The sequence below is a fragment of the Pararhodonellum marinum genome (genome assembly GCF_015354735.1).
GTDB lineage: Bacteria > Bacteroidota > Bacteroidia > Cytophagales > Cyclobacteriaceae > Pararhodonellum > Pararhodonellum marinum.
In genome coordinates this window covers 79,368-91,144 of sequence record NZ_JACEFJ010000005.1, presented here as the reverse complement: position 1 = coordinate 91,144, position 11,777 = coordinate 79,368, and the positions used below count along the sequence as shown (strand labels likewise).

Annotated in this window: 11 protein-coding genes; all 11 read left to right on the top strand. The window is 43.9% G+C overall.

All coding sequences use genetic code 11. The annotated features are described in order from the left end of the window. Window positions 1-393: 393 nt before the first annotated feature. The 11 genes from H1A14_RS11385 to H1A14_RS11335 all read left to right on the top strand — a co-directional run bounded on the left by H1A14_RS11385 (window position 394) and on the right by H1A14_RS11335 (window position 11,644). Window positions 394-810, top strand: a complete 417-nt coding sequence (locus tag H1A14_RS11385) for an RrF2 family transcriptional regulator (RefSeq protein WP_194776383.1) — start codon at window positions 394-396, stop codon at window positions 808-810. A gap of 75 nt (window positions 811-885) precedes the next feature. Beyond that, the gene (locus H1A14_RS11380) at window positions 886-1,158 is read left to right on the top strand and encodes a DUF2061 domain-containing protein (RefSeq protein WP_194776382.1); all 273 of its coding nucleotides are present in this window, start codon (window positions 886-888) and stop codon (window positions 1,156-1,158) included. Then, complete coding sequence (locus tag H1A14_RS11375; protein WP_194776381.1) at window positions 1,133-1,837, top strand: phosphoadenylyl-sulfate reductase; 705 nt, start codon at window positions 1,133-1,135, stop codon at window positions 1,835-1,837. The genes H1A14_RS11380 and H1A14_RS11375 overlap by 26 nt, the downstream gene beginning before the upstream one ends. Window positions 1,838-1,843: 6 nt before the next feature. Beyond that, entirely contained in the window at window positions 1,844-2,743 is a 900-nt protein-coding gene (gene cysD / locus H1A14_RS11370) for a sulfate adenylyltransferase subunit CysD (RefSeq protein ID WP_194776380.1), read from the top strand. 122 nt (window positions 2,744-2,865) lie between these two features. Next, the gene (locus H1A14_RS11365; protein ID WP_194776379.1) at window positions 2,866-4,125 is read left to right on the top strand and encodes a sulfate adenylyltransferase subunit 1; all 1,260 of its coding nucleotides are present in this window, start codon (window positions 2,866-2,868) and stop codon (window positions 4,123-4,125) included. A gap of 85 nt (window positions 4,126-4,210) precedes the next feature. Next, window positions 4,211-6,313 carry a HEPN domain-containing protein gene (locus H1A14_RS11360; RefSeq protein ID WP_194776378.1) on the top strand — a complete coding sequence of 701 codons (2,103 nt, stop codon included), beginning with the start codon at window positions 4,211-4,213 and terminating at the stop codon, window positions 6,311-6,313. Next, window positions 6,310-7,074 (top strand): uroporphyrinogen-III C-methyltransferase, encoded by a 765-nt coding sequence (cobA, locus tag H1A14_RS11355; RefSeq protein ID WP_194776377.1) that lies wholly within the window; start codon window positions 6,310-6,312, stop codon window positions 7,072-7,074. Before H1A14_RS11360 ends, cobA begins: the two co-directional genes overlap by 4 nt. Before the next feature lie 57 nt (window positions 7,075-7,131). Next, complete coding sequence (locus H1A14_RS11350) at window positions 7,132-7,728, top strand: precorrin-2 dehydrogenase/sirohydrochlorin ferrochelatase family protein (protein WP_194776376.1); 597 nt, start codon at window positions 7,132-7,134, stop codon at window positions 7,726-7,728. Between the two features lie 299 nt (window positions 7,729-8,027). Next, complete coding sequence (locus H1A14_RS11345) at window positions 8,028-9,557, top strand: N-acyl-D-amino-acid deacylase family protein (protein WP_194776375.1); 1,530 nt, start codon at window positions 8,028-8,030, stop codon at window positions 9,555-9,557. A 232-nt stretch (window positions 9,558-9,789) separates the two neighbouring features. Further along, window positions 9,790-10,596, top strand: coding sequence for a hypothetical protein (locus H1A14_RS11340; protein ID WP_194776374.1), 807 nt, complete (start codon window positions 9,790-9,792; stop codon window positions 10,594-10,596). Window positions 10,597-10,918: 322 nt separating this feature from the next. After that, window positions 10,919-11,644, top strand: a complete 726-nt coding sequence (locus tag H1A14_RS11335) for a hypothetical protein (protein ID WP_194776373.1) — start codon at window positions 10,919-10,921, stop codon at window positions 11,642-11,644. The last annotated feature ends 133 nt before the right edge of the window (window positions 11,645-11,777 follow it).

Genomic DNA, 11,777 nt, shown 5'->3' with positions numbered 1-11,777 from the left:
GTCTCCCGGACCTCGTTTGTTTTTGTTGAGACCGAAGATACCAGGATTACTGAAAACTTTTTGTGGCCAGGGGCATGCCTTTGCTGACAGGTAAACGAATGGAAACAATTTATTTATATGATAGCGTTTCAGATGGCATCAAACATATTGAAGTTCAATGGAAGAAAGCTTTCGGAAATCCTTTTCATTTGTGAAAATTAGTGTATTGGTGGCATTTCTTTCCTCATCAAGGTTAATAGCATTAAATCTTTCCAAGGAAAGCTGGTAGAAATTTCATGACAAGCGCATTCCCGGAAATATTGAAAAACATTTGGTTGGGGTTCTAGTCCCGATAATCAGGCAAGAAATTACTTTTGGCTTTGTGAAACAGAGAAAAACCCTATTTTTGTAGCTATGCTATCCAAAAAAACCAAGTACGCTTTCCATGCCCTCACTTATTTGGGAAAGCACCGAGAACAAAAGACTGTTTTGATTCAGGATATTTCGGAAGAATACGGGATCTCCCACAAATTTTTGGAAAACATCCTGCTCGAACTCAAAAAAGCCGGGATTCTGGGAAGCAAAAAAGGCAAAGGAGGTGGTTATTACCTGATCAAAGAACCCATTGATGTCCCGCTTTCCAAAGTAATCCGTCTACTCGACGGCCCCATTGCCCTCCTCCCCTGTGTCAGCCTCAATTATTACGAACCCTGTGTGGAATGCAAAAATGAAGAAAAATGTGGCCTGAATAAAGTGATGATCCAGGTGCGTGATGAGATGCTTAATATACTGGAAAACAAGTCTTTGGCAGATATTTTGGACAAAGAATAAATTTTTTTCCCATTTACCCTATTTTTTTTATAGAGTTTATATACTTTTGTAATTAGACTTGAACCAAAAAGGCATATGATCTTAGATCAACCGATCAAAAAATGGTTTGTAGACCACACCGGAAAAGACAGCAATTTCAAAAGTTTCCTGAAATCGGTTTCCTGGAGAATGGTAGGCACCATGGACACCATTGTCATTTCCTATTTCATCACCGGACAGATCAAAATGGCCGTATCCATCGGTTCTATTGAAGTAATCAGTAAAATATTGCTCTATTACCTACACGAAAGGGCATGGGAAAAAGCAACAAACCCCAAAAAGCATGAGCCTGAAGAAAAATTTGCTTGAGCTTTCCGAAAAGATTGAATCACTCTCCCCGGTGGAAGGGTTGGGTCTTTTGGCTGATCTGTTTCCAGGCAAGGTGGTCTTTTCGACCTCTCTAGGCCAGGAAGATCAGGTGATTACGCAATTGATCGCTGATTACCACCTCCCCATCCACATTTTTACGCTGGATACCGGGAGACTTTTTTCCGAAACACTGGATCTACTGGCAAGAACTGAAAGCAGATACAAGAAACGCATTCAGGTTTACTACCCAGACCGGGAAGACATCGAGGATTTGGTCCAAAAACAGGGCATCAACGGTTTTTATGACTCGGTCGAAAACAGAAAATCCTGTTGCTATATCAGAAAAGTTGCCCCACTTAAAAGAGCTCTTCAGGGAAACAGCATCTGGATCACAGGACTGAGGGGAGAGCAAAGTGCCAACAGAAGCAGCATGAAAAAATTAGAATGGGATGAAGCCAACCAAATCATCAAATACAACCCGCTACTGGATTGGTCTTTTGATGAAATGCTGGCCTATATTTCTGCCCATAACATCCCCTATAACCCCCTCCACGACAAAGGATTCATCAGCATAGGCTGTGCCCCTTGTACAAGAGCCATCCTACCAGGCGAAGATGCCAGGGCTGGAAGATGGTGGTGGGAAGATTCCAAAAAAGAATGTGGTTTACACGCAAAATAAATTGACATGAGTAGAGTATTGATTGCAAATCCCAAAGAAGCAGAATCCATTCACATCATCAGAGAGGTGGCTGCACAGTTTGAACGACCTGTGTTGCTTTTCTCCGGAGGTAAGGATTCCATAACCTTGGTCAGATTGGCACAAAAAGCCTTTTTTCCTGCTAAAATCCCTTTTCCACTCCTACACATTGACACCGGACACAACTTTCCCGAAACCATTGCCTTTAGGGATCAGCTTGTGGAAGAATTGGGGCTGGAATTGATTGTCAGAAACGTTCAGGACAGCATAGACCAAGGCAAAGTTTCCGAGGAAAGGGGCCGATATTCCAGCCGTAACACCTTGCAGACCACTACCTTGTTGGATGCCATTGAAGAGTTTAAGTTTGATGCCTGTATCGGCGGAGCAAGAAGGGATGAGGAGAAAGCAAGGGCCAAGGAAAGGGTCTTTTCCGTGAGGGATGATTTTGGCCAATGGGATGAAAAAAACCAACGCCCCGAACTCTTCGACATGCTCAATGGTCGGATTCACCAAGGTCAGAATGTCCGCGTATTCCCCATTTCCAACTGGACCGAACTCGATGTATGGGAATACATCAAAAACGAAAACATCAAAATTCCATCCATCTATTTCGCCCATAAAAGAGAAGTCTTTTTCAGAGATGGCATGATATGGACTGCCAATGAACACGTGTACAGGGAAGCCCATGAGGCCGTAGAGGAGAAGATGGTCCGCTTCAGAACAGTAGGAGACATGACCTGTACCGCTGCTGTACTTTCGGATGCGGTTTCTTTGGAAGAGGTAGTTGATGAAATTCGCTTATCAACCATATCCGAAAGAGGTGCCCGGATAGATGACAAGCGGTCTGAAGCTGCCATGGAGAAAAGAAAAAAGGTAGGTTATTTCTAAAACCTTTGAAATCTTCCAGACCTCCAAGGTTTAGATAAAGCAAGAATTCCCGACAAAAAGACCTTCGAGGCTATGGAAACCTCAAAGGTCAGGAGAAAAATCACTCACAACGACTCAAAACAATGTCCGACAATAGAAAACTGATCAAAATTGCCACGGCAGGTTCGGTCGATGACGGTAAAAGCACCCTGATCGGCAGGTTGCTCTATGACACACAGTCTCTTACCACCGATAAGCTGGAAGCCATAGAACAAAGCAGCCGGAAAAGAGGATACGATTACCTTGATTTTTCCTTGGCGACCGATGGTTTGGTAGCGGAAAGAGAACAAGGCATCACCATCGATGTGGCCCATATCTATTTTTCCACACGTAAGACCAACTTTGTCATTGCGGATACCCCGGGGCATGTGGAATATACCCGGAACATGGTCACCGGTGCTTCTACCTCCCAAGTGGCCATCATCCTGATTGATGCCAGAAAAGGAGTAATAGAACAGACTTACCGACATTTCTTTATTGCCAATCTTCTGAGGTTGAGCCATGTGGTGGTAGCCATCAATAAAATGGACCTGGTCAATTACGACGAAGAGGTATATTTGAATATCAAAGCCGAATTCGAAGAATTGGTAGAAAAAAGCCATTTCAACACTGAGCAAATTACTTTTATACCTCTGTCTGCTTTGAAAGGGGAAAACATCGCCTCCAAATCAGACCTCATGCCATGGTATCTTGGAAATTCCCTCTTGGACCATCTTGAAGTCTTGGAACCAGAAGACCTCTTTGAAAGCAGTGTGGCTAGATTCCCCGTCCAATATGTCATTCGGCCAAAAACTGAAGCTTTCCATGATTTCCGGGGGTTCTCCGGTAAATTGTATGGAGGAAAACTGAAAGTCGGAGATGAAGTCACCGTGCTGCCATCCATGACAAGTACAAGGATCAAAACAATCCAATTTCTGGATGAATTGTATGATGAAGCTTCTCCGGACAGCTCTATAACCATCACTTTGGAGAATGAAGTAGATCTGAGCCGAGGGGACATGTTGGTCAAATCCAACGAATTGCCTAAATCTGAAAAACAGATTGCAGCCACACTTTGTCAAGTCAATAACAAGCCTCTTAAAGTAGGCGATAAATATACTCTTCAACATGGTGTCAACCGCGTCCTTGCAAAAGTAGACCGGATCGAAAGCATCATCCATACGGACTTCTCCGGCGAGGTACCCGCTGATCAACTCAGACTGAATGACATCGGAAAGGTACACTTCCGCTTGAGCAAGCCCATTCACTATGATCCATACCAGAAAAACAAATCAAATGGTAGCTTTATTCTGATAGATGAGGGCAGTTATGACACGGTGAGTGTAGGCTTTATCAATGCCTAGATGATCCATTGGGTCGTACCCCAAAGGTTCGGCCTGATTTTAAAACCTATAAACCACAAACCCAATAGGGTAAATTACTTCGAGCATGCAAAGTTTTAGAACAGAAATAGAAGATCCCGTCGTTCAGAAAGACATCCTGGAGTTGGAAAAGAAAATCCGGCTATTCAGAGAAGGAAACATCGATGAGGAAAAATTCAGAAGTCTCAGGTTGGCAAGAGGCGTTTATGGTCAGCGACAGCCCGGGGTTCAGATGATCCGAATCAAGCTGCCCTATGGCAAGAGTACGGCTGAGCAACTGATCCGAATAGCTGACGTTACCGACCATTATTCCACCGGCAAACTTCACATTACTACAAGGCAGGACATTCAAATCCACTATGTAAGTCTGGATGAAACGCCTCAGCTATGGGCTGAACTGGAAAAAGATGATGTGACCTTGCGGGAGGCCTGCGGGAATACGGTCAGAAATGTTACTGCTTCGGAAACTGCAGGTACCGATCCTTTGGAGCCCTTCGATGTGACACCTTATGCAGATGTGGTCTTTCGTTATTTTCTTAGGAATCCCATCTGCCAGGAAATGGGCAGAAAATTCAAAATGGCTTTTTCTGCCTCTGAAGAAGATACAGCCCTCAGTTACCTGCACGACTTGGGATTTATCCCTCAGCTAAAAAACGTAGGCGGTAAAGAGATCCGTGGATTCAAGGTTTTGTTGGGAGGTGGACTAGGGTCCCAGCCCAGGCATGCTGATTTAATCACAGAATTTTTGCCTACAGATGAACTTATCCCCTTTATTGAAGGTGTCTTGCGGATTTTTGACCGACACGGAGAGCGGGCCAAAAGGCTGAAAGCAAGAATGAAATTTCTCATCAAAGACATCGGTGTCGAAGCCTTCCTCCAACTGGTCAAGGAGGAACAAAATGCTTTGCCATATAAAAAATACCCAATAGATTATCAAACCTATGAAGCCTCCAAGACCCTCCCCCAGCCAGAAACAATTCTGGTGGAGGAGCCCTTGGAATTGGCCTATGAACAGTGGAAGCTGACCAATGTGCTGCCTCAAAAACAGGCTGGCTATGTTTCTATTGGGATCAAAGTTCACCTTGGAGATTTCACAACGGATCAGGCCAGAAAATTGGCTGTTTTGGTGAAAACCTATGCCAACAATGAGGTGAGGTTTACTTTGAGACAAAACATTTTGATACGGGATGTGAAGCAGGAGTTGGTACCCTTTTTCTACCAAGAGCTCAAAAAACTGGATTTTGCTTCTCCGGGGTATAACACCTTCGGAGACATCACCGCATGTCCCGGTACGGACACCTGTAACCTTGGCATTGCCAGCAGTACCGGCATTGCGAAAGAACTGGAAAAAGTAATTCTGTCAGAATATCCTCAATACCTTCAAAACCAAGACCTGACCATCAAAATTTCAGGTTGTATGAATGCCTGTGGACAACACAACATGGCCCATATTGGTTTTCAGGGGATGTCCATGAAGGTAGGCAAAACCGTCTTCCCTGCCCTTCAGGTCCTGTTGGGTGGTGGCACACTCGGAAATGGCAACGGCAGGTTTGCTGACAAAGTGATCAAAATTCCAAGCAGAAGAGGCCCGGATTCTTTGCGTATCTTGATCCAAGACTATGAACAACATGGGGAAGAAAATGAAAGCTTTCTGGATTACTATGACCGTCAGGGTCAGATGTACTTCTATGATATTTTGAAAGTATTGACCGATACAAGCACGCTTACGGAATCCGATCAAATCGACTGGGGTCACCATGAAGCCTATCAAATTGCCGTGGGCGTGGGCGAATGTGCCGGCGTAGTCATTGATTTGGTCGCCACGCTCTTGCTGGAAGCCGGTGAAAAGCTGGATTTGTCCAAAGAGAATCTCGAAGAAAAAAGATGGTCCGACAGCATCTACCACACCTATGCCGGACTGGTCAATGCAGCCAAAGCCATTCTGCTGTCTGAGAGCATCAGCACCAATTCCTATGCAAGCATTTTGGAAAAGTTTGATGAAACCTTTATTGCGACAGAGAAAATAAACCTAGAGGGCACCTTGAGTGATCTGGCCTATCAGATCAAATCGAATGAACCTACACAGGAATTTGCCAAAGCTTATTATAAGCAAGCATTAGGGGCATTTGACCAAATCAACCAATACAGAGAGAAGGAGGTGGCGATATGAATTCAAGAGTAAAACCAAAAGTTACTTTGGTAGGTGCAGGGCCAGGTGACCCTGAATTAATCACCCTGAAAGGTGTTTTAGCCCTCAATAGGGCAGACGTGGTCTTGTATGATGCCCTGATTGACAAAAGGCTTTTGAAGCATGCCCCTTCCAAGGCACTGAAAATATTTGTGGGCAAACGTAATGGCAGCACGGTGAATCCGCAGGACGAAACCAATCGCTTGTGTGTCGCTTACGCCTTAAAACATGGGCATGTGGTTAGACTGAAAGGAGGGGATCCATTTGTTTTTGGCAGAGGGGCCGAGGAAATTGATCATATCCAAGCCTTTGGTATACCAACTGAGGTGGTTCCCGGCATCACCTCCTCTATCGCTGTACCTGCCTCAGCAGGTATTCCTGTGACCAAAAGAGGGGTTTCAGAAAGCTTCTGGGTAATCACCGGAACCACTTCCTCTGGCCAACTTTCAAGGGATTTACAATTGGCCGTTCAATCTACAGCAACCGTAGTGGTTTTGATGGGGACTAAAAAACTACCGGAAATTGTAAATCACTATCAAAATGGAGGCAAGTCGGAAACTCCGGTAGCCATCATTCAAAGTGGTACTACCGCTGAGCAAAAAATTGTAGCTGGTACCATTCAGGATATCCTTTTCAAAGCGGAGGAATCCAAAATAGGGGCGCCTGCCATCATCATCATTGGGGAAGTGGTAAAAGAAAGCATGTCCTTGATGGAGGTGTATGCCGAGGTAATGGAAAAATAAACAATGGAAATCCTCAAAAATTAAACTTACACCCAGTAACCTTAAATATATCCTAAAATGGCCAATCCATTATATCCCATCTTTCTCAAGGTCCACCAATTGAACACATTATTGGTCGGGGGTGGGTTTGTTGGGACCGAAAAACTGTCTTTCTTACTTAAAAGCAGTCCAAATGCACAGGTCACCGCTGTTTCTAAGGAATTTTCGGAGGAGTTTTTGGAATTGGCGCAAAACAGTGCCAACGTTACCCTCATCCAGGACCTATACCATGAAAAGTATTTGGGAGGGAAACACATCGTAATAGCAGCCACGGATGACAAGGGGGTCAACAAACAAATTCATGATGAGGCCAAGGAGCGATTCTTATTGGTCAATGTAGCGGACACCCCAGCGCTTTGTGATTTTTACCTTGGGGGAATCGTGACCAAAGGCAATGTAAAAATCGCCATCAGCACCAATGGCAAATCCCCTACCACAGCCAAACGACTCCGGCAGTTGTTGGAAGAAGTCATTCCCGAAGACATCAATGAACTGGTAGAAAACATCAACCAATACAGGGAAACCTTGAAAGGGGATTTTGAATACAAGGTGGAGGCCCTCAACAAACTGACCCAGGGATTGGTGGAAAAAAGAAAAACCGAGGAATCCGTATAGAGAATCCATTATTTAATGTTCATGTAGGTATGCAATGATCCCAGTAAAATGGTAATTCAATATAATTCTCGCCACCAAACCGAAATGTCCCACACATCCCCTGCCCGAAGAAAGGCGGGTGACTTCCTACTTCGGACTTCCAACCCTTTTGAAGATGAATATTGGGTTAGTGGCAACGAAACGGATAACCATTTTAATGCTTCAAATACTCAGTAATCCTGATATCCTGTCGATTTCAGGATTTTTTTATTCCTACCTATCCTTGGTGGAACATTCGAAATTGTTTTGTATCATTAACCATGAACAAAAACATCACACTCTTCCTTGGAATACTAGCCCTTCTATCTTTCTCCTGTAAAAATCAAAACACATCCACAGAAATCAACCTACTGATCAAAAATGCACAAATCATAGATGGAAGTGGTGCGGAGCCCTATTACGGGCAGATCTTGATAATAGAGGATGAAATTTTCAAGATTGAGAAAGATACCAGTCTTGACATCAATGCTGAAAGGATTATTGATGCAAGAGGGAGCATGTTGACACCAGGTTTTATTGATTCTCATGCCCATGGAGATCCTATGGAGACGCCTGCATTTGAAAATTTTCTGGCCATGGGGGTTACCAGCATCTTTTTGGGACAGGACGGTTTCAGCCCTGAAACCATAGACCTTAAAGGGTGGATGGACTCGGTAGACCAGATCAAACCCGGTGTGAATGTGGGCATGTTTGTAGGTCATGGAACCCTAAGAATGCTTTCAGGAGTACAATATGACAAAACACCCACCGATTCCGGAATGCGGTCTATGGAAAATCTGGTGAACTCAGCGATGGAAGCAGGATGTTTTGGCCTATCTACTGGGCTGGAATACAATCCCGGATACCTTGCCGGGCCAGATGAACTAAACAGGCTGGCTAAGGTGGTCGGGAAGAAAGGCGGCATGATCATGAGCCACATGCGCAATGAAGATGATGCATACATTGAAGCATCACTCAAGGAATTGTTGGATCAGGGAGAATTCTGTCCTGTACATGTGTCTCATATCAAAGTAGTATATGGAAAAGGGGAAGAACGGGCGGCTGGAATTTTGGCTTTTCTTGACAATGCAAGAGGCCAAGGCAAAACGGTCACAGCTGACCTATATCCTTATGAGGCCAGTTACACCAGCATATCCATCCTATTCCCGGAATGGGCCCTGCCACCTGCTGACTACTCCCAAGTCATGGCAGAAAGAAGAGGGGAGCTGGAAACCTATTTAAGAAACCGGGTCAACCTAAGAAACGGGCCTGAGGCCACCTTGATCGGCAATGGGCCCTATAAAGGAAAAACCTTAAAGGAAGTCGGAGAGATTCTGGAAAAACCATTCGAGAAAGTTCTGATAGAGGATATCGGACCTTCTGGAACCAGTGCTGCTTATTTTGTGATGGATGAGGTTCTCATGAAGGCCCTTTTGGTAGATGAACATGTCAACATATGCTCTGACGGTAGCCCCACTTCTAACCACCCGAGAGGCTATGGTACATTCGCAAAAATAATCGAATCCTATGTCATCAAGGAACCTATTCTATCTCTCCCGGAGGCCATTTATAAAATGACCGGCTTGACAGCCCAAAGCTTGGGGATCCATGACCGTGGACTGATTCGGGAAGGCATGAAAGCGGATTTACTGGTCTTTGATCCCGAGGCCGTCAGAGCCAATGCCACTTATGAAAATCCCGCTCAACTGGCCGAAGGATTTGACTATGTTCTGGTCAATGGGCAAATTGCTAAGGAAAAGGATGTTTTTTCCAACCAGTCAGGGAAAATCATTAAAAAAGCAAAACAATAATTTTGGGTCTGAATCTGAGGAATGTTATTCGTAATAATCATGGACTTTCGTTCAAGGAGATATTGATGGATATTAGATGGATATTTGGATACTAAAATTAATCTACTTTTATGGGGCGGTAACTCTTACTTGTGAAATAAGGAAAGCTTAAAAATTTTTTTAAAAACCCATGCAACCTCTGGGAGACTTGGTGTATCTACTTTATTGAATGATGCATTTCAATGATACAACCATGAAAAAAACCATACTATTTCTTGCCGCTTCTTGCCTTTTGTCTTGGGTCACTTTTGCCCAGGATTCCACCTCCACGGAACAGGCAACAATCAGAGTCAGAACTTTCTCCCTGTTTGACACCAATGTTACAGTGATCAAAAACCAAGACGGAAGTAAAACCTGGGAGTTTGAAGATAAATGGAAAACCTATGAAGGTGATGAGGTCAGAATCTTTGTAAACCGAAAGTCAAGCACAGGGCTGATCTTTGATATCGGTATCAATTCTTGGGTTGGCGATGACACTGCACCAGCTGTGAGGCCTTGGGGAAGCTGGAATCCGGCGATCAATTTTTACCATCAATACCGGGCAGGCAAAAACTTTCACCTCAAGTCCACCCTCGGAGTAAGCTGGTACAACTTTAAATTTGAAGAAAGGAACCTACAAGCCCTACGAACACCAGATGGACTGATCTTTGAACCCTTCGAAGATGGGACTGGAATCAAATCCAAAATTTCTGCCTCCTTCGCCAATATTGCAGTCATCCCTACTCTGAAAAGCAACAACGGGCAATTTAGAATAGGGGCGGGGCCTTATGCAGGTTATAGGCTCGGAGGTAGAGGAAAATTGGTTTACCGGGACGACAACGGGAACCGAAGAAGGGAATTTCAGAAAACAAATATGTTTGTCAATGATTTCCGATACGGAGGAAGACTGGAAATCGGAGTAGGTGATGTGGATCTGTTTTTCAATTATGATTTTAATGATCTTTTCCAATCAGACAGAGGACCAAAACTGAATGCCATTAGCTTTGGGATTATTTTGTGACGGTTTGTTTTTTTTATTACTGACACTGTAAATAAGTTCAGTTTACATTACGATCCTTTATGTCAATAACTGGACCCCAATAGGGTTCAGCTGTTGATCTTGCTGCATTTTCGAGGAATCCATTTTATAGAAACTACATTGTGTAAGGTGAGAATTAAAACCTTGATTTTCAAATTTTTAAAAAAAACGAATTAAATATCAAAAAATAATTATTTTGTGGGTGGATTGACTGACATTATGATTGAATTCGCAATCCTATGTCGTTTAACACAATTCCGGTTATTCACTTTGAAACAATTTTCCACCTATAAATTAAAATCAAATGTCAACCGAAAAAAAATTCGTCGCCAGTCCGGAAGGTAAGGGAAAAGCCAAACAACTCCGTATGTTTGCCCTGCTTGCCTGGCTGATTGCCATGGTTGGTCAGGTAGTCAGCATCTTGTATCTGATCAATGATGAAACCCTGACCTACCTGATCATTGCCATCGTTGTGATCTTGGCTTTGGCCATTACAGGCTCCACGCTATGGAAAAAAGCCAACCGTTTGGATCCCGCTTCTGAAGCAGACCAAACGAAATTTTTCTTCCAAAACCAGTTTGGGGCCATCATGAATGTGTTGGCTTTCCTGCCTATGGTCATTCTGATCCTTACCAATAAAGAGGCAAGTGGCAAAACCAAAGGGATTGCAGGAGGTATAGCAGCAGTGGCCATGTTGATAGCGGGCATATCAGGGGCGGATTTCGATCCACCTTCTGTAGAAAAATACACCGAACAGATCAACTCCCAGACCGAGGTGGTCAAAAAACTGAACTACGACAGTGACAACGTCTATTGGTCAAGGGCAGGCAACCGCTACCATTTATTTGATGACTGTCAGCATATCAGAGGCAGAGAACAAAGTCTGGGTAGTGTACAGGATTCCTGGGATGAAAAGGGAATCTCCGAACTTTGCAAGACCTGTCAGGCAAGGGCCATTAGAGATAGAAACATTACGGATGCAGACTTGGATATTCCAGTGCTTGAAGGAGAGGATATTTTGGAGAATTAACTGGTCTAGCTCTATGGAATCTCACCCGCAATAACAATGGTTGCTACCTATAGGCGATGTTTATGGATATTAGCTGGATATTAGGATATATTAAAAAAGAGATAAAAAAACCAGCCTGTGAGCTGGTTTTTTT